Origin of the sequence: Allobosea sp. OAE752 (assembly GCF_050433265.1) — a bacterium.
GTDB classification, from domain to species: Bacteria; Pseudomonadota; Alphaproteobacteria; order Rhizobiales; family Beijerinckiaceae; genus Allobosea; species Allobosea spartocytisi.
Genome location: NZ_JBNPXO010000017.1, coordinates 23,203 through 48,162, shown reverse-complemented (window position 1 = coordinate 48,162; position 24,960 = coordinate 23,203). Strand labels below are relative to the sequence as shown.

19 protein-coding genes and 4 pseudogenes are annotated in these 24,960 nt (G+C 64.2%); 15 read left to right on the top strand and 8 right to left on the bottom strand.

Going from position 1 to position 24,960, the window contains the following annotated elements; all coding sequences use genetic code 11:
- The 4 genes and pseudogenes from GGC47_RS26850 to GGC47_RS26835 form a co-directional block, all read left to right on the top strand.
- Positions 1–360, top strand: a pseudogene (locus tag GGC47_RS26850) (hypothetical protein); the annotation flags it as partial.
- A 52-nt stretch (positions 361–412) separates the two neighbouring features.
- On the top strand, positions 413–1,633 hold the full coding sequence (locus tag GGC47_RS26845) for an ATP-binding protein (RefSeq protein ID WP_429069758.1): 1,221 nt from the start codon (positions 413–415) through the stop codon (positions 1,631–1,633).
- Between the two features lie 367 nt (positions 1,634–2,000).
- Positions 2,001–2,288: pseudogene (locus GGC47_RS26840) on the top strand (uracil-DNA glycosylase family protein); the annotation flags it as partial.
- A 226-nt stretch (positions 2,289–2,514) separates the two neighbouring features.
- Entirely contained in the window at positions 2,515–4,278 is a 1,764-nt protein-coding gene (locus tag GGC47_RS26835) for a cytochrome c biogenesis protein DipZ (RefSeq protein WP_429069757.1), read from the top strand.
- An 84-nt stretch (positions 4,279–4,362) separates the two neighbouring features.
- On the opposite strand, the gene GGC47_RS26830 is transcribed toward GGC47_RS26835, so the two are convergent.
- Positions 4,363–5,415: an alpha/beta fold hydrolase gene (locus GGC47_RS26830; protein WP_429069756.1), complete on the bottom strand. Its 1,053-nt coding sequence runs from the start codon at positions 5,413–5,415 to the stop codon at positions 4,363–4,365.
- Positions 5,416–5,711: 296 nt separating this feature from the next.
- Between GGC47_RS26830 and GGC47_RS26825 the strand changes: the two genes are divergently transcribed.
- Both GGC47_RS26825 and GGC47_RS26820 read left to right on the top strand, forming a co-directional pair.
- Complete coding sequence (locus GGC47_RS26825) at positions 5,712–5,861, top strand: hypothetical protein (protein ID WP_429069755.1); 150 nt, start codon at positions 5,712–5,714, stop codon at positions 5,859–5,861.
- A 288-nt stretch (positions 5,862–6,149) separates the two neighbouring features.
- On the top strand, positions 6,150–6,668 hold the full coding sequence (locus GGC47_RS26820; protein WP_429069754.1) for a Dps family protein: 519 nt from the start codon (positions 6,150–6,152) through the stop codon (positions 6,666–6,668).
- A 174-nt stretch (positions 6,669–6,842) separates the two neighbouring features.
- On the opposite strand, the gene GGC47_RS26815 is transcribed toward GGC47_RS26820, so the two are convergent.
- A complete protein-coding gene (locus GGC47_RS26815; protein WP_429069767.1) occupies positions 6,843–6,977 on the bottom strand; it encodes a hypothetical protein in 135 nt (44 codons plus the stop codon).
- On the opposite strand from GGC47_RS26815, the gene GGC47_RS26810 reads away from it, so the two are divergent.
- The gene (locus GGC47_RS26810) at positions 6,943–7,605 is read left to right on the top strand and encodes a cupin domain-containing protein (RefSeq protein ID WP_429069763.1); all 663 of its coding nucleotides are present in this window, start codon (positions 6,943–6,945) and stop codon (positions 7,603–7,605) included. The two genes, GGC47_RS26815 and GGC47_RS26810, sit on opposite strands and share 35 nt — an antisense overlap.
- Here the strand turns inward: GGC47_RS26810 and GGC47_RS26805 are convergent.
- A complete protein-coding gene (locus GGC47_RS26805) occupies positions 7,487–8,116 on the bottom strand; it encodes a TetR/AcrR family transcriptional regulator (protein WP_429069753.1) in 630 nt (209 codons plus the stop codon). The two genes, GGC47_RS26810 and GGC47_RS26805, sit on opposite strands and share 119 nt — an antisense overlap.
- A gap of 102 nt (positions 8,117–8,218) precedes the next feature.
- On the opposite strand from GGC47_RS26805, the gene GGC47_RS26800 reads away from it, so the two are divergent.
- Positions 8,219–9,838, top strand: coding sequence for an ABC-F family ATP-binding cassette domain-containing protein (locus GGC47_RS26800; protein WP_429069752.1), 1,620 nt, complete (start codon positions 8,219–8,221; stop codon positions 9,836–9,838).
- Complete coding sequence (locus GGC47_RS26795) at positions 9,835–11,121, top strand: MFS transporter (RefSeq protein WP_429069751.1); 1,287 nt, start codon at positions 9,835–9,837, stop codon at positions 11,119–11,121. Before GGC47_RS26800 ends, GGC47_RS26795 begins: the two co-directional genes overlap by 4 nt.
- Positions 11,122–11,182: 61 nt before the next feature.
- Here GGC47_RS26795 and GGC47_RS26790 read toward each other — a convergent pair.
- A pseudogene (locus tag GGC47_RS26790) lies at positions 11,183–11,536 on the bottom strand (DUF1348 family protein); the annotation flags it as partial.
- 292 nt (positions 11,537–11,828) lie between these two features.
- On the opposite strand from GGC47_RS26790, the gene GGC47_RS26785 reads away from it, so the two are divergent.
- Both GGC47_RS26785 and GGC47_RS26780 read left to right on the top strand, forming a co-directional pair.
- Positions 11,829–12,875: an alpha/beta fold hydrolase gene (locus tag GGC47_RS26785; protein WP_429069750.1), complete on the top strand. Its 1,047-nt coding sequence runs from the start codon at positions 11,829–11,831 to the stop codon at positions 12,873–12,875.
- A gap of 59 nt (positions 12,876–12,934) precedes the next feature.
- Positions 12,935–13,468 carry a cytochrome P460 family protein gene (locus tag GGC47_RS26780; protein ID WP_429069749.1) on the top strand — a complete coding sequence of 178 codons (534 nt, stop codon included), beginning with the start codon at positions 12,935–12,937 and terminating at the stop codon, positions 13,466–13,468.
- A gap of 292 nt (positions 13,469–13,760) precedes the next feature.
- Here the strand turns inward: GGC47_RS26780 and GGC47_RS26775 are convergent, their stop codons facing one another.
- The 3 genes and pseudogenes from GGC47_RS26775 to GGC47_RS26765 form a co-directional block, all read right to left on the bottom strand.
- On the bottom strand, positions 13,761–14,537 hold the full coding sequence (locus GGC47_RS26775) for an alpha/beta fold hydrolase (RefSeq protein WP_429069748.1): 777 nt from the start codon (positions 14,535–14,537) through the stop codon (positions 13,761–13,763).
- Positions 14,538–14,561: 24 nt separating this feature from the next.
- Positions 14,562–14,975, bottom strand: a complete 414-nt coding sequence (locus GGC47_RS26770) for an organic hydroperoxide resistance protein (RefSeq protein WP_429069747.1) — start codon at positions 14,973–14,975, stop codon at positions 14,562–14,564.
- Between the two features lie 30 nt (positions 14,976–15,005).
- A pseudogene (locus GGC47_RS26765) lies at positions 15,006–16,279 on the bottom strand (epoxide hydrolase family protein).
- A 256-nt stretch (positions 16,280–16,535) separates the two neighbouring features.
- Between GGC47_RS26765 and GGC47_RS26760 the strand changes: the two are divergent.
- The 3 genes from GGC47_RS26760 to GGC47_RS26750 all read left to right on the top strand — a co-directional run bounded on the left by GGC47_RS26760 (position 16,536) and on the right by GGC47_RS26750 (position 22,349).
- Positions 16,536–17,651, top strand: a complete 1,116-nt coding sequence (locus GGC47_RS26760; RefSeq protein WP_429069745.1) for a redoxin domain-containing protein — start codon at positions 16,536–16,538, stop codon at positions 17,649–17,651.
- Positions 17,652–17,914: 263 nt separating this feature from the next.
- Positions 17,915–20,788, top strand: a complete 2,874-nt coding sequence (locus GGC47_RS26755; RefSeq protein WP_429069744.1) for an ATP-binding protein — start codon at positions 17,915–17,917, stop codon at positions 20,786–20,788.
- A 199-nt stretch (positions 20,789–20,987) separates the two neighbouring features.
- Complete coding sequence (locus GGC47_RS26750) at positions 20,988–22,349, top strand: aldehyde dehydrogenase family protein (protein WP_429069742.1); 1,362 nt, start codon at positions 20,988–20,990, stop codon at positions 22,347–22,349.
- Between the two features lie 524 nt (positions 22,350–22,873).
- On the opposite strand, the gene GGC47_RS26745 is transcribed toward GGC47_RS26750, so the two are convergent.
- On the bottom strand, positions 22,874–23,704 hold the full coding sequence (locus GGC47_RS26745) for an alpha/beta fold hydrolase (RefSeq protein ID WP_429069741.1): 831 nt from the start codon (positions 23,702–23,704) through the stop codon (positions 22,874–22,876).
- A 417-nt stretch (positions 23,705–24,121) separates the two neighbouring features.
- Between GGC47_RS26745 and GGC47_RS26740 the strand changes: the two genes are divergently transcribed.
- Complete coding sequence (locus GGC47_RS26740) at positions 24,122–24,871, top strand: SDR family NAD(P)-dependent oxidoreductase (protein WP_429069761.1); 750 nt, start codon at positions 24,122–24,124, stop codon at positions 24,869–24,871.
- Positions 24,872–24,960 lie beyond the last annotated feature (89 nt).

Genomic DNA, 24,960 nt, shown 5'->3' with positions numbered 1-24,960 from the left:
GGGGAGCGGCTGGGCTTCATCACGGTTCACCCCTCCTCCCTGTTGCGACTGCCGCAGGAAAAGGATCGAACACAGGCTTACGACGCATTTGTCGCTGATCTCCGTCAGATCCGAAAACTCGCATCCGCTCGAAACCCGCCATTTGCCGAATGGTGCCGGTCAGGAGAGCGCGGCTGTGAAAAGGCGGCAAGCCCAATGGTGATTTCGCCGCATCGCGCCACGCCGCTGCGGACTACACAGGGTTACAGGGTCTTCCCGCAGAAGGGGTCGACCGAGCCATTGGCTCGGCCGCAGGGGAAGGCCTTCCTCTCCCACGCTTCCGAAATGCGACTTTTGGGCTTCCAATTGGCGGACCGTTGACTCCCAATTAGCCGAGATCAATAGTTCCAATTGTCCGAGATTCAGAAATGGCATGTTTCAGCGGTTTGTAGAGCGGCGGGCGGAGGAAGCCCTTTCGGATACCCCGGTGGTCCTGATCGTGGGACCGCGACGGGCTGGCAAGACCACGCTTGTTCGAAAGATGGGGGAAGCGGGTCGAGCCTATATCACGCTCGACGATCAGACGGTTCTGGCAGCCGCCCAGTCCGATCCGGCAGGCTTCATCAGGGGTCTGGACCGAGCCATCATCGACGAGATCCAACGTGCGCCTGACCTGCTGCTGGCGATCAAGAAGACGATCGACGAGGATTATCGTCCGGGTCGATTCCTGCTCACCGGCTCGGCGAACGTGCTGACCCTTCCGCGGATCTCGGACAGCTTGGCCGGCCGGATGGAAACCATCCAGATGCTGCCGCTGGCCAGGGCCGAGATCGAAGGCCGGACGCCGACCTTTCTGGAGCGCCTTTTCGAGAGGAAGCTCCAGAGCCAGCGGGACGCGATCGTCGGCGATGATCTTGCCCAGATTGTCTTGCTTGGCGGCTTCCCCGAAGCGATCAGCCGCGGCAGCGAGCGGCGGCGGCAGGACTGGACGCGATCTTATCTCAGCTCGATTCTGACGCGTGATCTGCGGGACATCGCCGACGTGGAGAAGCTGACCGAGCTTCCAAAATTCGCGCGGCTGCTGGCCGAGCACTCGGGCCAGTTAGCTAACTATTCGCAGTTAGGCGCCGGCATCAACGTCAGCCACAAGACAGGGCAGCGCTATGTGGGGCTGCTCGAACAGGTCTTCCTGATCGCAACGGTGCAGCCCTGGTTCACTAATGCGGTGAAGCGGATCGTCAAGACACCGAAACTGCACTTCCTCGATTCCGGCCTGCTGGCCAGCGTGCGCGGACTCACCTTCGACAGGATGAAGGCGGATCGCGGGACGTTCGGCGCGCTGCTGGAGAGCTTCGTGTTCTCGGAGGTGCTGAAGCTCATGACGGCCTCGGACCTGCGGCTGACACCTCATCATTTTCGGGATCGTGACATGCGCGAGGTGGACATCGTGCTGGAGCGCGATGATGGGATGATCGTCGGGATCGAGGTGAAGGCGAGCGCCACAGTCAAGGCCGGCGACTTTGGGGGCCTGCGGGCGCTGGCCGAGGCTTGCGGAGATCGCTTTGCCTTCGGCGTCGTCCTATATGACAGCGCGGATGTCGTGCCGTTCGGCGACAGGTTGGCGGCGGCGCCTTTGTCCTCTCTTTGGGGGTGAGCCCGGTTTGCGACGACGGTTCTGCATATCGTAGCGACGGTGCAAACCCTCCCTCGTCATCCTGTCAGCGCCTTACCGGTTCCAGTCGGTTATGCAGAAGTGCTGCTGATTTGAAATGGACCGGCGATGCTGGGGGCCCTGAGCGGCAGAGTGCCGATGGCCCAGTTGTGGCCGATCGAGTTCATGAAGTTGATGGCGATCGCCTTGCGGATCTTTGGCGTATCGGCTGTGTCGGGTATGCGGTCCTGCGGAGTGCTCACGCAACCAGAGACGCTGAGCATAAGTGCCGCGGCTGCGGCAAATCGGAATATTCGGCGAATCCCCCAAGGCGTGTCACGTCGCTGATATCAAGTGCGGTTGGCCAAGCCAGCGGCCGACAACCGCGGAGGTCAGGCACTATCGCTGGTGGCTCGAGCGGGAGCTGGATTTCGTGAACCCGCATCTCGTCGTCGCCTTGGGTGCGACCGCCGTCCTGGCCTTGGCCGGGAAGGCCTTGCCGATCTCGCGCAATCGCGGCGCGACCCATTTCGGGGAGCGGCTGGGCTTCATCACGGTTCACCCCTCCTTCCTGTTGCGACTGCCGCAGGAAAAGGATCGAACACAGGCTTACGACGCATTTGTCGCTGATCTCCGTCAGATCAGAAAACTCGCATCCGCTCGAAACCCGCCATTTGCCGAATGGTGCCGGTCAGGAGAGCGCGGCTGTGAAAAGGCGGCAAGCCCAATGGTGATTTCGCCGCATCGCGCCACGCCGGCTGCGGACTACACAGGGTTACAGACCGGCCCGCGGAAAAAACAATGAGGATACGTTGAGGGTTCAAGTGCAGGCATAGCGGCGGCGAGCGCGACAAGCAGCGGTCCCGCCTTCAAGAGGACCTGCCATGACCTTGTTCGTCGCCTCCTATCTTGCCGGCGTGCTGACCATCCTCAGCCCCTGTATCCTTCCGATCCTTCCCCTCGTCTTCTCCCGCTCCGGCCCCCCTTTCCGGCGAAGTGCATTGCCGATGCTGCTCGCGATGGCCTTGACCTTTGCGGCCGTCGCCAGCCTCGCCGCAATCGGAGGCAGCTGGGTGGTGCAAGCCAACGAAGCCGGGCGCTACATGGCGCTCCTGCTGCTGGGCGTCTTCGGCGTAACCCTGATCTCGACCCGCGCAGCGGAATTTTTCCATCGGCCCCTCGTCGCGCTCGGACAGCGGCTGTCCGATGGCAACACCGCCGGACCGCAATCCATCGGCGGCTCCCTGCTCGGCGTCGCGACTGGACTGCTCTGGGCGCCCTGCGCGGGCCCGATCCTCGGCCTCGTGCTGACCGGCGCCGCCTTGCACGGCGCCAATGCCGGAACGGTCCTCCTTTTGGCCGCCTATGCGGCGGGAGCAGCGACCTCGCTCGCGCTCGCCGTGCTGGTCGGTGGCAAGGTCTTGGCGGCGATGAAGCGCGCGCTGGGTCTCGGCGAGCGCGTCCGCCGGGGCGTCGGCGTCGCGGTGCTGGCAAGCGTGCTGGCGATCGGCTTCGGATTCGACACCGGGCTGCTCACGAGGCTTTCCTTCGCGGCAACCACCGGCATCGAGCAGAGCCTCCTCGACGGTCTCGGTCACGATCGTGCAGCCGCGTTGCGCGTCGCCGAGAATGGTGCGTCGAGCGGCTCCGGAATGCCGGCCCAGCCCTATCGCAGCAGGCTGCCCGATCTCGGCGCGGCACCAGGCTTCGACGGCGCGGTGAGCTGGCTCAATACCGCTCCGCTGAAAGCGCAGGAGCTGCGGGGCAAGGTCGTCCTCGTGAATTTCTGGACCTATTCCTGCATCAACTGCATCCGCACCCTGCCCTATGTCCGCGCCTGGGCAGAGGAGTACCGGGATCACGGTCTCGTCGTGGTGGGCGTCCATACCCCGGAATTCGCCTTCGAGAAGAAGGTTGAGAACATTCGGCAGGCGGCAGCTCGGTTCGGGATCAACTATCCGATCGCCGTCGACAATGATTTCCGGATCTGGCGCGCCTTCCGCAACAGCTACTGGCCGGCGATCTATCTCGTCGATGCGCAGGGCCGGATCCGCCACACCCAGTTCGGTGAGGGCGCCGAAGCGCTCTCGGATCGGGCCATCCAGGATCTCCTCGCCGAGGCTGCCGGCCATCGCAAAGCGGCGTCGAACTTCGTGACGCCGCAGGCATCCGGCGCCCAGGCTGCGCCTGACCTGGCCAATATCCGCTCGGGCGAAGCCTATCTCGGCTTTTCCAAGGCGTCGGGCTTCGCTTCGCCGGAAGGGATCACGAGCGACCGGCCGCAGGATTACAGCGTGGGCAAGCTCAGCCTCAATCAATGGGGGCTCGACGGCAACTGGACGGTCGGCGCGGAAAGCGCCCGACTTTCCCGCGCCGGTGGCGGCATCGCCCTCCGCTTCAGCGCGCGCGACCTGCATCTCGTGCTCGGGTCGGGCCCGGCAGGAAAGTCGATCCGCTTCCAGGTCACGGTCGATGGGGCGCCGCCCGCCGCCGACCACGGAGCCGATATCGACGCGGCCGGAAACGGCACGCTCTCGGAAACCCGGCTCTATCAGCTCGTTCGCCAAGCCGGGGAGGTTCGAGAGCGCGTCTTCGAGATCCGCTTCCTGGATGCCGGTGCGGACGCCTATGCGTTCACCTTCGGGTGAACGCTGTCCCGACGGCACAGCCGGCCATCAAAAAGGCGCCTGGGCTCTCGCCCGGGCGCCTTTCTTCGCGTCGAGGTTTCGGCTTCAGAGCCTGTCAGCGTCGATGATCGCCTGCGCGAACTCGCGCGGCGCCTCCTGAGGCGGGTTGTGGCCGATGCCGCCCTTGAACAGCCGGTGCTCGTACTTTCCGGTGAAGCGCTTGGCATAGGCCGCCGGCTCCGGATGGGGGGCGCCATTGGCATCGCCCTCGATGGTGATGGCGGGCACGCCGATGCTCGGGAAGGCGGCGAGCTTCTTTTCCAGCGCGTCGTATTGCGGCTCGCCCTGCGCCAGGCCGAGGCGCCAGCGGTAATTATGGATCGAGATCGCGACATGGTCGGGATTGTCGAGGGCGACGGCCGAACGAGCGAAGGTCGCGTCGTCGAACTTCCATTGCGGCGAGGCGAGCTCCCAGATCAGCCGGGCGAAGTCATGGGTGTACTCGGCATAGCCGGCCGCGCCTCGCTCGGTGGCAAAATAGAACTGGTACCACCACTGCAATTCGGCCTTGGGCGGCAGCGGCGGCTTGTTCGCGTCCTGGCTGCCGATGAGATAGCCGCTGACCGAGACCAGCGCCTTGACGCGCTCCGGCCAGAGCGCGGCGATGATGTCGGCTGTGCGCGCGCCCCAGTCATAGCCGCCGATGACGGCCTTCTCGATCTTCAGCGCGTCCATGAAGGCGATGATGTCGATGGCGAGCGCCCCCTGCTGGCCGTTGCGTGGGGTATCCGCGGAGAGAAAGCGGGTGGTGCCGTAGCCGCGCAGATGGGGCACGAGCACGCGATAGCCGGCCTGGGCCAGGATCGGCGCGACATCGACATAGCTGTGGATGTCGTAGGGCCAGCCATGCAGCAGCAGAACTGGCGGGCCATCGGCCGGGCCGTCCTCGGCATAGCCGATATCGAGCACGCCAGCCTTCACCTGCTTGAGCGCGGCGAAGGTTGCGTGGCCGCCTTGCCCTGCAGCCGGCGAAGCGGACGAGGACGGCGGACGCGCCTGGGCATGGGCAGCGCCGGTTCCCGCGAAGGGAAGAAGCGTTGCTCCCAATGCGAAGGCACTCAGGAGGCTGCGGCGGGGCTGATCGATCTGTTCTGACATGAGTTTCGTCCTTAGTGGCGAGAGACCGCGATAAGCCCGGAGGCTGTGTCCCCGCTGTTTCGGCGATGGCGGGAATTGTAAGCGTTCGCTCGCCTGGAGGAGCGACGATACAGGCCGATACAATCCGCGGCCCGGCGCGAACCGCGAACGCCTCCCCGTGGCGCAACATGTCGAAACGCCCTGCACATACGCTGCGTTACAAATCGGTCGGTTCGCAAAACAATCCCGACAACTCTGCCTGGGAAACGCTTCATCACCCGCCGCCGCTCATGGCGGCGCCACAGATGGAGCGTTCCATGACCAAGATCGACAAGGTTCGCCATGGCGATCGACAGCATCGCAACCTGGATCGGCTGCCTGAGATCGTGCCCCGCGACCGCCATCAGGCGCGCCATCGCCCGTCGCGAGGTCTCGGCGGCCTCCCTGGCCTCCTCTGCCTGTCCTGAGATCGGGATCTGAACGCTCATCTTGCCCCCCGTGGTTGGATGCGGATCCTCGATCCGCAACGCCACTGTGGCGAAGGCTGCTGCAATGAAATCATACACGCGTTTAGGTCGGCGCCCGGCCGGGGCTGCCGGTACAAACGAAGGTATGAGGCCGGCATGCCTTCGTTCGATTCAGCCGCGCGGAGGCATAGCCTAGCGTCCGGTTGCCGGGCCTGAACGAACCTGGCGGAGGAGCGGCACCGAACGGGATTCGCGCGGCTTCCTCTCATCCCGAACCGGAGATCCGCCATGTCCGCCCTGTCCCGTCATGCCATCCGCGACGCCGCGCTGCGCACGCCGACCGATCTCGGCGCGAACGCTACGGCCGATATCGCCGCCGCGCTGACCGGTGTCCTCGCCGACATGTTCGCGCTTTACCTCAAGACCAAGAATTTTCACTGGCACATGTCCGGCCCCCATTTCCGCGACTATCACCTGATGCTCGACGAGCAGGGCGGGCAGATCTTCGCGACGACCCACGCGCTGGCCGAGCGCGCCCGCAAGGTCGGTGGCACGACATTGCGTTCGATTGGCCACATCAGCCGGATGCAGCGCCTGCCTGACAACGATGCCGACTACGTCACGCCGGAGGACATGCTGTCCGAACTTGCTGACGACAACCGGCGCCTGACCGGCTTTCTGCGTTCAGCCCACGGTGTCTGCGATAACCATGGCGATGTCGCCTCGACCAGTCTGATCGAGATTTGGATCGACGAGGCTGAGCGCCGGAGCTGGTTCCTGTACGAAACGACACGCAGCGGCCGCTGAGCCACGATGATCTCCGGCCTGCGCCGCCGGAGCATCGGCAGAGTCCTATGCTTGAACCGTGAGGCAGGTCGCCATTTCGCGCCCGATCGGACGCGGGCGATCTCGACCGCCGCAGCGACATGCCCCCTTGCGAAAGGATCGCTCCATGACCGAACCGACGCTCTCCTTCAGATATCAACTCGAAAAGGCCGCTCCGCACGTTGGAGCGGGCGGCGTGACGCGCGGCGCGTCGGTGCGGCAGTTTCCGGCCAGCATCGGGATTGCCGGCGTCTCCATGCGGCTGGCTCCCGGCTCGATCTCGACGAGCATGGCCGGCTCGTTGCCTGAAATCGAACCGGGCGCCATGAGGGAGCTGCACTGGCATCCGAACGCCGACGAGTGGCAGTACTATCTGGAGGGCAGCGCGGAGATGTCGGTCTTCCTGGCCGAGGGACAGGTCGTGACCGAGCAGTTCGAGGCCGGCGATGTCGGCTACGCCCCCATGGGCGCGGGTCACTACATTCGCAGCGAACGATCTCTCGAACTGGCTTGCTGCGAATCCCGTCGATGTTCTGGCGACCAATCTCGGCCTGTCCCGGGAGACCGCAGCAAGACTGCGTCGCCAGCCCCATTTTGCGATCCCCAAGGTGCAGTCATCCGCACCCTGAACCGCTCGGCAATGCCTCTGTCACGACATGTCTGGCCTGAGCCCAAAGGGCGACCGTGGCCGTACGGTCCCGGCACCCGCGCTCGATCGTGTTCACGGAACAGCATTACGACCAAACTGCAGTTCTGCCAGATCCATTGGGGCAGCGTGCGAGGCCGGTGGTTCGGGCCACTCAGCAGAGCTTCGGCTGCTGCGGGAGGGCGACCAGAAGGAAAACCTGCCATCGCCGCCCAAAGGCTCGCTCCACCGCAGCGGGATGTTCGAAGTCTCCCGACCATTTCAGCCGGTTAGCTTCGCCATCGAGCAGGTCGATGAGGATGGCAGAGGCTTCTTCGGTTGTCGCAGCGTTCCAGCCCGAGTTCGGCGTGACTGCTTCCATTGCGCGATGCAACGGTTCGAGGGAGGTCATCGCCCACTGCATGAGCTTTCGCCGCAGATGCGGCGACGTCGTCGCCTCCAGCGCGACGGCCGCATAGAGGGCCGAATACCCCGGAGAGGCGGAGAAGCCGAAATAGGTGTGGGCTATCGCTCGCAATGCGCACATTGGATTCTCGGACGCTTCGCCGGCAGCGAGCAGCGCTTGTTTGAAGCGCTCAACGTCCCGGTCGACGACCGCTTCGAGCAAGGCCAGCTTGTTGGGAAAGCGCTTGTAGACGGTGTGCTTCGACCATTTCAGCGCATCTGCGATCTCGTCGATCGACACGCCGGCGTAACCGCGCGCGCTGAAGAGGGCTCTCGCGGTATCGAGAAGGGCTTCGGTCTTTGCCGTCGCCTGTGCCTTCGTCGGTCGCCCTGCCACCATTCCGCACACTCACATTCGTGCCCTCAACAACCACGCGGTTGCGTCAGGCCTCAAGATATAATAGCACGATTTCGTGCTATTTATGCAAGTGATCTCGCAGCAATGGTTTCAATTCACGTATCCGGGCTGAGCTGGACGGCCCCCGACGGGTGCCCCGTGCTCAGAGGGCTCGATCTTCAGTTCGGCCGCGAAAAGGTCGGGCTTGTCGGCCGCAATGGCGTTGGCAAGACCACGCTGCTCCGGCTTCTTGCCGGCAGGGGTGCCGGTGCGACCGGCAGCGTGACAGTAGACGGCCGGATCGCTCTCATGCAGCAGGAGGTCCAGATCGAGGCCGGGGCAGCGGTAGCGGATCTCTTCGGGGTCAGCGGCGCGCTCGCAGTGTTGCGCCGGGCTGAAGCGGGGGAGGCAAGCGTCGAGGAGCTCGGCGGGGCCGATTGGGCGCTTGAGGAGCGCATGAGGCAAGCGCTCGCCAGGGTCGAACTGGACGTCGACGGATCGACTGTCCTCAGCGCGCTGTCCGGCGGCCAGCGGACGCGCGCGGCGCTTGCGGCAGCCATTTTCGAGCAACCTGATTTCGTCTTGCTGGACGAGCCCACCAACAATCTCGACCGTGAAGGACGGCAAGCCCTGCTCCGCTTCGTCGGCGAGTGGACGATGGGGATGATCGTGGTGAGTCATGATCGCGAGTTGCTCGAAATGATGGACGCGATTGTCGAATTGACCACGCTCGGGGCTTCCCGATACGGCGGCAACTGGAGCCAGTACCGGGCGCGCAAGGCCGTCGAGCTCGAAGCCGCCGAGCAGGACCTCGCCCATGCGCACAAGCAGCGCGCGGACACCGAGCGAAAAGCCCAGCTCGCGAACGAACGCAAAGCCAGGCGGGATTCCTCCGGTTCGCGCAAGGCGGTCCGTGGCGGCACGCCCCGCATTCTGCTGGGTGCGCGCAAGAACGCGGCGGAACACAGCGGCGGCAGCGGCGCTCGCCTCAACGAAAGACTTGCCGCGCGGGCCGCGGAAGCCGTCGCCGAGGCGCAAGCGAAGGTGGAGGTGCTTCAGCGGCTTTCGATCGTCCTGCCGTCGACGGGGCTGCATGCCGATCGGCAAGTCCTCGAGACGCTCGCGGTCGCCGTAGGCCACGCCCCGGATCGCCCTCTCATCGACGGCCTCGACTTCACGATCGTGGGCCCGGAACGCGTCGCCCTTGCCGGCCGCAACGGTATTGGCAAGAGCACCGTCCTCAAGGTCGTTTCCGGCGCTCTCGCGCCGCTCTCCGGCCAGGTGAGGCTTTGTGTTTCGGCGGCCATGATCGATCAGCAGGTATCCTTCCTCGATCCCACGCGGTCGATCCTCGAAAACTTCCGCGTCCTCAACCCAGACGCGAACGAGAACATGTGCAGATCGGCCCTGGCCGGCTTCCTGTTTCGTGCCGACGCCGCTTTGCAGACGGTCGGTACGCTGAGCGGAGGGCAGAAGCTGCGGGCGGGCCTCGCCTGCCGCCTGGGTGGCCCACGGCCGCCGCAGCTTCTCATTCTCGACGAGCCAACCAACCATCTGGATATCGAGTCCGTGGATGCGGTCGAGGCGGCCCTCGAGGCTTATGACGGCGCGCTGCTCGTCGTCAGCCATGACGAGACCTTCCTCCGCATCATCGCCGTCCAGCGCATCATCGACCTCGATGCGATGAGCGGCGATTGCGCAGCCGCCGAGGAGAAGCCCAGATGATGCGACCTGTCTGGTATCGATCGCTCGATGCAACCGGGCGCAGGGCGTTCTGGAGCTCCTATTCGGGCCTTACAATCGATGCGATGAACGTTCAACTCTACGCGTTCATCCTGCCGACTCTCCTTGCGTTCTGGGGGCTGACGCCTTCGGGCGCCGGACTTCTGGCATCGGCGGCCTTGATCTCCGGTGCCATTGGCGGCTGGCTTGCAGGTTCCTTGTCCGACCGCATCGGCCGCATCCAGGTCCTGCGCGTCACCATTATTTGGGTGGCGGCGTCCACGCTTCTGTGCGGTTTTGCTCGCGATTATGACGAGCTTCTCCTCGCACGGCTGATCCAGGGCATAGGCTTTGGCGCGGAATGGGCCGTCGGTGTCGTGTTCATGAGCGAGATTGCGCCCTCCGCCACGCGAGGTCGCGTCCTTGGCACGCTGCAGAGCGCCTGGGCCGTCGGCTGGGGGCTGGCCGCGGCGACGACGGGAATCGCGATCGCGTTGCTGCCGCCCGACATCGGTTGGCGTGTGGTCTTCTTCGTGGCTCTCCTGCCCGCTCTGCTGCTGTTCCTGGTTCGGAAGACCATGAACGAATCTCCGGCTTTTGCTGCCGAGCGAAAGCGGCAGGCCTGGCACGGGATCTTCTCGCGGGATGTCTGGCCCAGCACTTTGAAGGGCAGCATGCTCGCAACGGGCATGCATGGCGGCTACTGGGCTATCGCGACCTGGTGGCCGACCATGCTGCGCGTGGAACGTGGACTGACCGCGGCCGATACCGGGCTTCACACGGCGGCACTGATCGGCGGCTCCCTTCTGGGATACGCGCTCGGCGCCTGGCTCAGTGACTACGCCGGCCGGCGTGCGACTCTAAGTGCATTTGCTCTTGGTGGAATCGTGATCGTCCTGGCCGCCACCCAGTTTCAGCTTTCGGCCACGGCTCTTCTGGCCCTTACCCCTGTTTTGGGCCTGTTCGCCCTGGGGCTCTACAGTACGGTCGGCCCGGCGCTCACCGAACTCTACCCGACGTCCCTGCGCGGATCCGGGTTGGGCTTCTGCTACAATGTCGGGCGTGGCCTCGCCGGAATTACGCCGGTCGCGGTTGGAGGTAGCGTCGCGTCGCTTGGTTTCAGCCAGGCGATCGGCCTCTATGTGGCTGGCTCATACGCGTTGGTTCTGATCGCCACGGCTCTGATGCGGGAAACGCGCGGCATCGATCTACTGACAACCGAGGGCTGGGAAAGCCAAGGCTCGAACCGAACCATCCTCGCAGTCGGGGCTCGATCAGAAGTCTAGCTCGAAGAGCGATGGATGGTCTCCGGGCTGGGCCCCCCGCAGCCCAGCGCAACGATCGGTCGCGTTCCTGGATCGCATACTCGTTGGCCAAGGTGAAGCGGCGGGCGACAAGGCCCGCTTCATCGAACTCCATCGCCTCGGTGCCAAGCACCCTGAGCCAGGAGCCGCTATCGTCCCGGAATTCGGCGGCGAAGCGAAGCGATAGGCATCAACCCGTTTCCGCCCATGGCTCCAGGATCAGCCGCCGGTCGACCTCGCGCCTGAGCTGGGGCTCGATATGGATCCGAATCTGCTCGCGGCCCCACAGAAAATCGACGCGATGACGCCATTGGCAGTCGATCGTGTTGCTCAGGACGAGCGTGTCGGCATCATCTGCGTTCCAGGCGGTCTCCGCGTCGCGGACCCGCCGCTGCACCGCCGGATTGGTCGCAACATCTCGGCTTCCATCGGACCTTCGCGTCGAACGCTCCCCCCGGCCTCCGGACAATCTCAAGGTCATTGGCGCTCATTTCGCCATGATGGCGCGTCGCGGGGGCTCCTCCAGTTAGCTGTTGTTAGATCCTCCAAGCGCGGGGTCGTCCGTTCGTTACAGCAATGGCGCACGTACCGAGCTGCGCTCGCGCGACCTCACAGCGATTAACGGGCGTGCGCGAGGCGTCGGACGTATCGGTTCTTCATTGCTGATCACCTAGCAAAGGAGTGAAGTCATGAACGAACAGCCTGGTATCGCCGATCCTCAGCGCCGCGAATTCGTGCGGTTTGCGGCAGCGGCCGCGGCAGCGACGCTCGTCGCGGGCAGGGCCTACGCACAGACACCCAGCCCACATCCGGCGCCGTCGCACTTGGGCGGAGGGCTCGGACCAATCAAGCAGGTGGATGCCGGCGTTCTCAGCATCGGCTATGTCGAGGTTGGGCCGGCTTCCGGAGCGCCTATCCTGCTGTTCCACGGTTGGCCCTATGACATTCACGCCTTCACCGAGGTCGCCCCGCGCCTGGCCGCCAAGGGTTATCGCGTGATCATTCCGCATCTGCGCGGCTATGGCTCGACCGTCTTTCGCTCCGCTTCGACCCCGCGCAACGCGCAGCAGGCGGCCCTGGCGGCCGACGGGATCGAGCTGATGGATGCGCTCGGCATCCGGAAGGCGGTCGTGGCCGGCTTCGACTGGGGCGCTCGGACCGCCGACATCATGGCTGTCCAGTGGCCGGAGCGTTGCAAGGCGCTCGTCTCGGTCAGCGGCTACCTGATCGGCAGCCAGGCGGGAAACGTTAAGCCCCTGCCGCCCGAGGCGGAGCTGCAGTGGTGGTACCAGTTCTACTTCGCTACCGAGCGCGGCAAGGCCGGCTATGCGGCGAACACCGACGCCTTCAACCGCCTGATCTGGCAACTCGCCTCGCCGCAATGGAAGTTCGATGGCGCGACGTTCGAGCGCACTGCAGCGTCCTTCGTGAATCCCGACCACGTTGCCATCGTGATCCACAACTATCGCTGGAGGCTGGGCCTCGCCGAAGGCGAGAGGAAGTACGACGAGCTTGAAGCCAAGCTGGCGGCGGCTCCGCCAGTGACGATCCCTTCCATTACCATGGAAGGCGATGCAAACGGCGCACCGCATCCTGATCCGGCGGCGTATCGGGCGAAGTTCACCGGCCCCTACGAACATCGGCTCATCACCGGCGGGATTGGTCACAACCTGCCGCAGGAGGCCCCCGCGGCCTTTGCCCAGGCGATCCTCGACGTCGACAAGCTGGCGGGATGAGCGCGTGGCGCGCGTGGCAGCGATGCTGCGCGCGCCACGCCGGCTTTCAGGAGAATGCCATGAAGAAAACAATCGCCTGCGCCCTCGCAATCGTCACGGTTTCGGTGGGCGTCGCAGCCTATGTCTCGGCCCAGTCCCCGGATGAACAGGGCTCGCCGATCTACGGTGTGAAGCTTCCGGAAGGCTACCGGGACTGGAAGCTCATCAGCGTCGCCCAGGAGAACGGGCAGAACAACGATATCCGCGCTATCCTCGGCAACGAGATCGCGATCAAGGCATATCGGGAGAACATGCGGCCCTTCCCGGATGGCGCGGTGATTGCGCGGCTGGCTTGGCGGTACGAGCCGTCCGCGCGCAATGACTCCGTCTTTCCGTCTCCGCAATCATTTGTCGCGGGTCCGCCGACGAATGTGCAAGTCAGTGTGAAGGATTCCAAGCGCTACGCGCAGACCGCCGGCTGGGGCTATGGTCAGTTCGAGAACGGCTTGCCAACGAAGAATCCCGCCGTCGTGCAGTCTTGCTTCGCCTGCCATTCGAAGCTGCAGAAGCTCGAAGCCAACGCCGACTACGTCTTCACTGATTACTCGCACTGACTTCCGCTGGGCGGCCTCTGGCCGTCCGGCGGAAGTCACCTGATACGGCAAAGGGCCAGCTCGCGCATTTCGTGGTCTGGCCCTTTGTCTTTCGGACGCTCGGGCGGCGCCTCGATTGCAGCCATGTCGCCGGGTTCGGCGCCCGCCCTGAGGCCTTCATCGCGCGGCCTGCATCCGGGCCGGCTCGTTTGTTCCAAAGAGCTTCAAACCGCTGCGGCCGGCTACACGACAGCGTAGCCGGCCGCAGATTGTCGTCATTGCCCGGGGGATGTGCCCCGCGACGCCGATCACCTCACTGTGAAGTCGCCGCCTTCTCGATCAGGGTTGCCACGGCGGGCGCGTGCGAGACCATCACGACGTGCGACGCCCCCTTGACCTCCACCGTCTGGCGCGACGTGGCGCGCTCTGCCATGAAGCTCATCGCTGCGGCCGGAATGTTCCTGTCCTTCGAACCGTAGATGAACCACGAGGGCACGCTCTTCCAGGCCGGCGCCGTCGAGGCTTCCGAAAGTGCGGCTTCGGCGACCGGGCGCTGGCCGGCGGCCATGAGGCGCGCCTGTGCGACAGGCACGTCCGCAGCGAATTGCTGGGGAAAGCGCGGCTGTTGGATGTAAAGGTCGTTCCCGCCCGAGGTCAGCTTGACCGGCGGAGCGAGCGCGCCGCCGAGCGTGCTTCCGGGGAACTTCCCGGTCAGTCCGAGAGCCGTCTCTCCAGCCTCGGGCGCGAAGGCGGCAACGTAGACGAGCGCCTTCACGTTCGGGCGTCCCTCGGCCGCCGCGCTGATCACGGAGCCGCCATAGGAGTGACCCACGAGAACGACCGGGCCTTCGATGCTTTTCACGACGCCTGCGACGGCATCGGCATCGGCGCGGACGCCACGGAGCGGGTTCGCGGCTGCGACGACCTTGTAGCCGTCGCGTTCGAGGATGGCGATCACGCCATTCCAGCTCGACGAGTCGGCAAACGCTCCGTGGACGAGCACGACTGTCGGCTTGGCTGGCTGTGCCTGCGCCATCGGGGCCACAAGCTGGGCGGCGAGCACCAGCCCGCCGGCGATGAGTCTGTTCATATCGATCTCCTTTGGACGAGTTGCTCAGACGAGGGTAACGACCGCGTCGATGTTGCCCTTGATCGCTTTCGAGTAAGGGCAGGTCCGGTGGGCGGCCTCGATGATCTGGCGGGCGATTTCGGGATCAACGCCGGGAACGCTGACGTTCAGGCGCGCGGCGAGCGAATAGCCTTCATCGCCGTGGCGCAATTCGACCTCGGCATCGATGGCGAGACCAACCGGAAGGGTCACACCCTTGGCCTTGGCGGCAATCGCCATCGCACCCTCGAAGCAGGCGGACCAGCCGGCGGCGAAGAGCTGTTCGGGGTTGGTACCCTCACCACGGCCGCCGGGCGGCGCAAGCTTGACGTCAAGGCGGCCATCCGCGCTGCGCGCGCTGCCTTCGCGGCCGCCAACGACATGCACCTTGGCGGTGTACAGGGTCTTGGTATCGGACATGTTGCTTTTCCTTCAGGTGGTTGTGGTCGATCAGCGGAACCGGCGGAACGCGGCGCGCAACTCCTGCGCGAAGATCTGAGGCTGCTCCCAAGCGGCGAAATGACCGCCATTGCTTGCCTCGTTGAAGTAGAAGAGGTGCTTGTAGCAGCGCTCCGCCCAGCTCTTCGGAGCACGGAAGATCTCGCCGGGAAACACGCTGACGGCGACCGGGAGGTCGATGACCCCGCGTGCGTTGAAGTTGTTGGAGTGGTCTTCCCAGTAGATCCGGGCGGCCGATGCGCCGGTGCCTGTCAGCCAGTACAGCGCGATGTCGTCGACGATCTCGTCGCGGGTCAGAACGCGCTCCGGCTGGCCGCCGCTATAGGTCCACTGGCGATCTTCTCGTACATCCAGGCCGCCAAGCCGACAGGCGAGTCGACCAGCGAGTAACCGATGGTCTGGGGCCGCGTGTTCATCATCGCCGCATAGGCGGCATTGTCGCGGTAGAACGCCTCCAACTGGTCGAAGGCCGCGCGCTCCTTGAGAGACAGACCTGCAGGAGCCGGATCGCCTGCCGCCAGGACCTTCGCGATATCCGCAGGCACCACCGCGGGCATGTTCAGGTGAATGGCCAGCAGCCCCGGCACATGCTGCAGCGCCATGCGCTGGGAGATCACCGAGCCGCAGTCGCCGCCCTGGCTGACATACGCGTCGTAGCCCAGACGGCGCATCAGGGACGACCAGGCGCGCCCGATCTGATCCGATCCCCAACCCAGCTTCGTCGGCTTCGCCGAGAAGCCGAAGCCTGGGATTGAAGGGATGACCAGATGGAAGGCGTCGTCTGCAGTGCCGCCATGCGCTGTCGGATTCGTCAGCGGGTCGACAACCTTCAGGAATTCGAGCACCGATCCCGGCCAGCCATGTGTCAGGATCATTGGCAGCGCATTCTCATGCCGCGAGCGGACATGGATGAAGTGGATGTCCAGCCCGTCGATCTCGGTCAGGAACATCGGCAGCGAATTGAGCTTCGCCTCGACCCCGCGCCAGTCATAGTCGGTCGCCCAATACCGTAACAACGGCTCGAGGGTCTGGCGGCGGACGCCCTGGTTGTCGTCGGGGGTCGGCTCGACATCAGCCCACCGCGTCTCGGCGATGCGACGCTTCATTGCCGCAAGGGCGGCATCCGGAACCGCGACCTTGAACGGCGTGATCGCGTTGCCGGCGGTTGCATGGGCACCTGCGATCGAAGGCAACACGCCTATGGCTCCCGCAAGCGTTGCGCCTGCAATGAACTGGCGACGCGATGCCGAAAGTGTCTCCTGCACTTGCCTTCTCCTCGATCGGGGATCCGAATTGGTCGGTCCCAGATTAGGGAAGCGGCAGCGCTGCGCCCGTTAGGTTCGATGATGGAGCGTTAGCGTGTCATGGAGCCGCTTGAGCCGGTGCGGCGCCCGCCCGCGACATGCGAACAGCTCGCTCTGTCACGAACTAACAGGGATCATCGCCGCATAACATGAAGCGACGTGGCTCAACCGCCAGATTGCAGGGCGGGACTCTGGCTTCGTACGAAGGTTGACCATCATGGCCACGACACACGCAATCGGATTTGTGACAGCCGCCCTCCTGGCCGTCGGTGCCTCGGCGGCAGTCGGACTGACGGGCGCGATCATCGGCCCGGGTTTCGGATTTGCGCCGGTCGGCTTCGCCGCCATCGCTTCCGCGCCCATCGGCGCCACCGCGAGCCCGCTGCCGGTTCTGCAAGGCGCAAAGCCCTGGCTCACGGCGGTTGCGGGTGGTCCACAGGCACTGCGCGGCAAGGTCGTCATCGTGAATTTCTGGACGTATTCCTGCATCAATTCGCTCCGGGCGCTGCCCTATCTGCGCTCATGGCAGGAACGCTATGCGAGAAAGGGGCTCGTCGTGGTCGGCGTTCACGCGCCCGAGTTCCAGTTCGAGCATGATGCCGCGAAGGTGCAGCTCGCTTCAGGGCAGCTCGGTGTCAACTATCCGAACCTGCAGGACAATGATTATTCCGTTTGGCGCGGCTTCGCCAATGAAGGCTGGCCCGGCTTCTATTTCATTGATGCCCAAGGCCGCATCCGAGGCTACCGCGTCGGCGAAGGGAAATATGCGGAAGCGGAGCAGTTCATTCGCAGCCTTCTGGTCGAGGCAGGTCAGGACCTGTCCGGAATGCCTCTTGTTCCCGTCAACGGCACCGGCATAGAAGCCGAGGCCGACTGGAACAATCTTCGCTCGCCGGAATCCTATTTGGGATACGGCAAGGCGGAGGGCTTCGCGTCCCCCGGCGGCGCCGCGCGCGATTCCTCCCGGAACTATGCTGCTGCTCCCGGGCTCGCGCTCAATCGCTGGGACCTTGCCGGGCAATGGACGATAGGACGGGAATTCGCGTCGTTCGACGGCAACAGCGGCACCATCCGTTTCCGGTTCCACGCGCGGGACGCACATCTCGTCCTGGGCGGCGCGGGTGACGGCAAGTCGATCCGGTATCGCATCACCATTGACGGCATCGCACCGGGCGCCGATCACGGCGCCGATGTTGATGCGGATGGCTGGGGCGAGATCAAGGAGGACCGGCTGTATCAGCTCGTCCGGCAATCGAGCAAAGTGATCGACCGCACTGTTTCCATCGAGTTCAAGCGGCCGGGCGCTCGAGCCTACGCCTTCACGTTCGGCTGATCCCCCCAGAACCGCCGGGCCTTCGCCTCGTATGTTGACGAAGGCCCTGAACCGCCCGCACTGCGTCGGATCGATGCAGGGCGGTTTCGGACACGGCTTCGCGAACGAGCCCTTGAAACCGGCGTGCCAGCTCTCCACTAGTCGTTTCAAATTCGGGTGGTGTGCAGACAGGAGGAGCGTTTCAGAGACCGGCTTCGCCTGTTGCCGTTATCTGTCGCCCTCACGTTTGGTATGCGTCTACCAGAGCTGGAAACGAGGCGACAGTGGCTGATTTGGGCAACCGGCAAAATGGCGAACGTCGCAACTTCGGCCCTTTCTGTCTCTCTCCGACGGAACGACTGCTGACGCGCGACGGCAGGCCTGTGGACATGGGCGGCCGATCTTTCGACCTGCTCGTGGTCCTGACGGAGCAGCCCGGACGGGTTCTGTCGAAACGCGAGCTACTCAAGCGCGTTTGGTCCGACGTGGTCGTTGAGGACGGAAGCCTCCGGTTTCACATGGCCGGCCTGCGCAAGCTTCTGGGCGATGGGGAGGGTGGCGCCCGCTACATCGCCACGCAGGTTGGCGTTGGTTATGCGTTCGTGGCGCCGGTGGAGCGGGTCGATCCCCTGGGCGTGTCCGTGCCGCCGTCAATTCCGGACGAGGCCACGGAGAGAATTTCCGCGGACACGACCAATCTGCCGCCGCGTCTGCCGCGCCTCATCGGTCGGGAGCGCGACGTGCGGATTCTCGTGGAACGCGTGGCAGATACACCCCTTTTCACGATCGTTGGTTCCGCGGGTGTCGGCAAGACGTCGCTCGCCGTCGAGATCGGGCACCAGCTGTCACCCCATTTCGACGGGAAGATCGCCTTCGTCGATTTCAGCATGCTCGAAAATCCCACCGTCGTTCCGTCCATGATCGCCGGAGCGATGGGTATCACGGTCCAGAGCGAGGATCCTCTCGCCGTCATCCTGGGCCATATTCGTGATCGTCGCTTCCTCCTCGTGCTCGACAATTGCGAGCACGTCATCGAGCCGACCGCCAACATCATCGAACGGATTGTCGACGAAGCACCGAACACCCGCGTCCTTGCGACATCCCGGGAGCCGTTGCGCATTCGTAGCGAGCACGTCCATCGTCTTGACGCTCTGGCTTACCCGGAAAATCCAGCGGATCTGTCCCTCGAACAGCTCCTGGAATTTCCTGCAGTCCAGCTCTTCTGCGAGAGAGCGGCTGCCGCGGACAGCTCGCTGGAGATCGACGAGGAATCCGCACGCCTGATCGGCGGCATGTGTCATCGATTGGACGGCATGGCGCTGCCGATCGAGCTCGCCGCGGTCCGCGTCGCGACCCATGGCATCTCGGCAACGGCCCGTCAGCTCGGCGAGCGCTTCAGTCTTGGATGGTCCGGTCGAAGAACCGCGCAGCCGCGTCAGCAGACGCTCCAGGCCACATTGGACTGGAGTTACGACCTCCTGTCCCGAACCGAACAGGTTGTTCTCGAACGGCTCGCCATTTTTGTCGGGCCGTTCTCGATAGACGCGGCGCTCGATGTCGCCGCGGACACCGAAATCGGATCCAACGAAGTGGCGGTGGCTCTCGACGAGCTCACGTCGAAGTCATTGATCTCTCCAAATCGATCGCGTGTGTCTGGAACCTATCGTCTGCTCGAGATGACCCGTGCTTATGCACGGGAAAAGCTGCATGCGCGCGGACGCGACCCATATGTCGCCGCCGCGCGACGTCACGCCAGCTATTTCCTCGGCGAGCTTGAAGCGATCGGCAGGTCGGATGAGGATTTGCTGCAGGATCCCCGGCCACTGCGGCTTCAGCTTGGCAACATCCGGAGTGCGCTGGATTGGTGTTTCAGCCGAACCGGAGACATCAAGATCGGGGTCCGTCTGGCTGCAGCCAGTGCCCCCGTTTTCCAGAACCTGTCTCACCTGCTTGAATGCCGCTCCTGGTGCGCCCGCGCGCTTTCCGAATTGGCCGATCCGCAGCGCGGAACCGCCATCGAACTGGAACTCCAGGGTGCACTTGGCATCTCGCTCATGTTCACGCGCGGCAACAGCGCCGCTGCCGGCAACGCGCTCGCCCGGGCGCTTGAAATAGCGACGGACCTGGAAGACCACTGGAGCCAGCTGAGAATGCTCGGCGGCTTACACATCTTCCATGAACGAATTGGCGAGTACCAAACCGCCATGTTGCATGCGCGGCGTGCTGTGGAGGTCGCCGAGGCGATCGGAGAGCCCGAGGCGATCGGCGTTGCCAATTCACTGTCGGGCATCTCCCATCACCTGGCTGGCGACCAGCTTCGGGCTCGCCTCGAACTTGAACTCGCCCTGGAGACAAGTCCGCCCTCGCAGCGCAGTCGCACGACCCGATACGGGTTCGATCACCGGAACCGGAGCGCGATCGCCCTGGCGCGCGCATTGTGGCTGACGGGGCATTCGGCGCGTGCAAGCGCGGTGGCGCGGCAGACCGTCCGCGAGGCGGCGCAGCTCGATCATCCCGTCACCCATTGTATCGCCCTGATCTGGTCGCTCGCCGTGTACCTCTGGATGGACGAGCTTGATTCCGCCCAAGACGCATTGGACGCCTTCACCGAATGCGCCGAGGTCAACGCACTCGGTCCATACATCGCGGCTGCCGGCGGATTTCGCGGTGAGCTGGCGATCCAGCGGGGCGGCCCGGGTGAAGCGCTGGGGGCGATCGAGGCGATCGAGGAAAGCTTGTCCCGGCTTCGCGCCATTCGCTATGAGCTGCTGACCACTCCGTTCTCCCTCGCGCTGGCGCGCGGACTGATGCAGTGTACGCGTTACCAGGAAGCGCGCGAGCTGATCGAAGCGACGGTCGCTCGATGCAACGGCAACGGCGAGCGGTTCGCGTTGCCGGAGTTGCTGCGCGTGAAGGCCCAGCTTCTATGCCGCGTCGATGGCGACGTCAGCGCCAGTGAAACTCTTCTGAAAGAAGCCCTTGATCTTGCCCGGGAGCAGGGTTCGCGCGCATGGGAGCTGCGGATAACAGCTGATCTCGATGGCCTGCTTGCCGCAAACCGATCCTGCCCGAGTTGCGATAGCTCGTCGGCCGAAGCTCCTGCCCGCCCCAGGAGCTCCGACGCTCGTCCCACGCTGACAGGCTCTAGCAAGTCCTAACGAGCGATTTCTCCTCGCCAGACCCAGACTGGGCCTTGCTACGGCTCGAGCGAACCAAGCCGAAGCGCCCCATCTGTCCATCGCTGCTGGTCGCTGCTGGCCGAGCGCCGTTGGTAACCGACGCAAGGAGACCCTGATGCGCAGGTACGATCAGACATATATCGACGGAGCCTTCCGGCGGACTCTAGGGAGCGCGGAAATGCCGCTCTTCGACCCGACCACTGAAGAGCAGAGTGGTGTTCTTGTCCTGGCAGGTGCCGAGGATGCTCGATGGGCCGTCGAAAGCGCGAGCCGTGCTCTGCCGAGATGGTCGCAATCGAGCCGGCATGAGCGCATCGATTTGCTGAATGCTATGGCGGATGCCGTGGAAGCGCGTGCGGATGCGCTGACGGAGGCGACCGTCGCAGAATACGGCGGGCCGATCGCCCAAGCGAGGTGGCGCGCCGGCCTCGCCGCTACGAACTTTCGCATCGCAGCGAATCTCCTGAAGGACTTCACCTTCACCCGTCGCTTGAACGGGACCGAAGTGATCGCTCAGGCGGCCGGTGTCGCCTTGCACATCGTGCCCTGGAACAGTGTGTACAACTCCATCAGCGTCAAGATGGCAGGCGCGCTGGCCGCTGGTTGTCCGGTCGTCGTCAAGCCGAGCGAGTTCAGCCCTTGGCAGGTCGAGCTCTTCACGCAATGCCTGCACGCTGCCGATGTCCCGGCAGGCGTGATCAATGTCGTGACAGGGCTGGGCAACGAGGTCGGCACGGCACTGACCACCGATCCCGACGTGCGCAAGATCTCGTTCACGGGCTCGACCGCCGTCGGCAAGATGATCCTGCAGGGTAGCGCGGAACGAATGCAGCGCGTCACTCTCGAGTTGGGTGGCAAGGCCCCCACGATCATCATGGACGACGCCGACCTCGCTGAGGCGGCGCGCCAGGCACTTGCCATCGGCTTCGCCAATAACGCCCAGGCTTGCATCGCGGGTACACGTATCCTCGTGCGGCGCGATCGCCTGGATGCATTTTGCGAGGCGATCGCCGATGCTGCACGAACGGTTGTCCAAGGCGATCCGCGCGATCCACGGACGACCCTTGGACCCCTGGTCAACCGTCGCCAGTTCGAGCGCGTGTTGCGCTACATTTCGCAGGGCATCGCCGAGGGGGCACGCCCCGTCATCGGAGGAGAAGGCCGGCCGGAAGGCCTTGACCGGGGGTACTTCGTGCGACCGACGGTTTTCGCCGACGTCAGCAACGACATGACGATCGCGCGCGAGGAAGTCTTTGGACCGATGCTGTGCATCATCGCCTATGACGACGACGAAGGCGCGATCCGCATTGCCAATGACACCCCCTACGGGCTGCACGCCTACATCCTCGGCAACGATATCGCAGGCGCGAGGGCCATCGCGGCGCGTCTCGATGCCGGACGCGTCGCGATCAACGGGATGGCGCACGAACCGATGGCTCCCTTCGGCGGCTTCAAACAGTCGGGAATTGGTCGGGAGTACGGCATATACGGGATCGAGGATCACCTCGAATTCAAGGCCGTCACAGGCGCCACTGCCTGACCAAAAAAACCTTTCAGCCAGCGCGCTGCGGCTCGCCCCGGATGTCGCAGTCACGCTGTCGCGATATTGTAAGACGCGCGAACCAGCATCGCATGTCCGGCGCAGGTTGGAAATGCGGGAGACTTTATGCACGCAGGCGCTTGATCCGGTCCTCGGTTTCCGAGAAGCGTGCTGCGTCGATCATTGGCGCATCTAATCCCTGCGTGCAGCTCGTAGAACGCCGTTTCGAGTGATTTCGGACACCCTCCCCTCTCAAACTGGCCATCTCCGCCATGGCGGCAGCGGCCAGCCTGCTGCTGCTCAACGCGCATCTTTGGCCTTTGCTGACATTCGGAATGCCCCTTTTGGGATTAGTCCTTTTGCTGAGCTTGGCGGAGTATGACAGTGCCTGGCGCGTTCCGGTTGCATTATTGCGAGCGCCGGCACTGCTTTACGCCGCGTCATGGGGTATGTTTTATCGTTTCGTCGCGTCCGTGACGCGAACATGAACGAGGCAGCTTTGATGGTCGCCTCGTCCTCGCGGTTCAGCCTCGGACGAAGGCCAGGATATCCCTGTTCACGACGTCCGCGTGGGTGGTCGCCATGCCGTGGGGTAGCTTGTTGTAGATGTTCAGCGTCGCTCGCTTGAGCAGCTTGGCGGTGAGCGGAGCGCTGTCGCCGATCGGGACGACCTGATCGTCATCGCCATGCATCACGAGGGTCGGGACCTCGATCACCTTGAGGTCTTCGGTGAAATCGGTCTCGGAAAAGGCCTTGATGCCGTCATGATGGGCCTTGGCCGCACCCATCATGCCCTGGCGCCACCAGTTCTGGACGAGGCTCGGATCCGCTTCGACCCCCGGTCGGTTGAAGCCGTAGAACGGGCCCGCCGCGAGATCAGTGTAGAATTTGCTGCGATTGGCGGCGAGGCTTTTGCGAAAGCCGTCGAAGACCTCGATCGGGAGGCCGCCGGGATTCTTGTCGGTCTTGACCATGATCGGCGGTACCGCGCCGATGAGGACGAGCTTTGCCGTGCGCTTTTTGCCCTGACGGGCGACATAGCGCGTGGCCTCGCCGCCGCCGGTCGAATGGCCGATATGGACGGCGTTGCGCAGGTCGAGATGCTCGACGACAGCCGCAACGTCGGCGGCGTAATGGTCCATGTCATGACCCTCGGAGACTTGGCTGGAACGGCCATGCCCGCGCCGGTCATGCGCGACGACCCGGAAACCCTGCGCCAGGAAAAACAGCATCTGCGCATCCCAGTCATCCGAGCTGAGCGGCCAGCCATGGTGGAAGACCAGCGGCTGCGCCGATTTCGGGCCCCAATCCTTGTAGAAGATCTCGACGCCATCACGGGTCGTCACATAGTTCATGCGTTGGCTCCTTCTGCTTTTCTGAGAGGAAACGGTGGCGGGTTGCGCGAGAGACTGGAGCGGAAGCGTGCCAGCCGCCGCCATGCCGGCACCGCCGCACAGGAAGTCCCGCCGACTGAGGTCAGTCGCTCTGGATAGGGTTTCGTTCGGCATCGGCGCCTCCGGGGCGCGACTATGGGGTTGCGATCGAAATCTTTGGACGGCGCCTTGATCAGGCGTCTCCTCAGGTCTCGGCTCAGGGGGCGCGGCAATATTTGACCGCCTCCGCAAAGCTCGACGATCATGCGTTTCTCACCACCGCGATCAATACGATCGATGTCGCAGCGATCTATTCGGAAGTATAGGATATCTCTACTTCGGTATATTTTGATTCCAGTGACGAACTTCTCATTCTCGAATCTCAGAATGGAGGTCCGCATGCAGAAACTGTCGAACAAGGTCGCCGTGATCACCGGCGGCAACAGCGGCATCGGCTTCGCGACGGCACAGCGCTTCGTCGCCGAAGGCGCGAAGGTCCTGATCGTCGGGCGCCGCCAGGATGCGGTCGGCGCAGCCGTCGAGGCCTTGGGGTCAGCAGCGACCGGTCTGGCGGGCGACGTCGCCGATCTCGGCACCCATGATCGTGTTGCCGCGCTCGTGGCTGAACGGTTCGGCAAAGCCGATATTTATATGGCGAATGCGGGTGGCATTCGCATTCAGCCCAGCCTCGCCGTGACGCCGGGCGACTATGACGCGCAGTTTCTCGCCAATGCGCGTGGCATGTTCTTCGGCGTGCAGAAGATTGCCCCCTTGCTGCATGATGGCGGCGCCATCCTGCTGACGAGCTCAATCGCCAGTCGCAAGGTGCTGGACGGTCACGCCGTCTACGCCGGCAGCAAGGCTGCGATCGAGGCCTTCGCACGCAACTGGGCGCTGGAATTCAAGGACCGGCGCATCCGCGTGAACGTGCTCAGCCCCGGCCCGACCGATACGCCGATCATCGGAAAGCTCGGCATCGCGACCGAAGCGCTATCACAGGTCGAGGAACAGGCCGCGCAGGCGATCCCGTTCGGGAGGATGGGCGAGGCCGACGAACTTGCTCAAGCCGCCCTTTTCCTCTGCTCGGCCGCAAGCGAATTCGTGACGGGCGTCAATCTCGCAGTCGACGGTGGCATGACGCTCACCTGATCGTCGGTACTATCCCGACTTTCCAGCCGATCCAGTGCGGGGACGGGGGCCGCGCACTGGATCGTCATGCGTCCCATCGGATGCGAAAG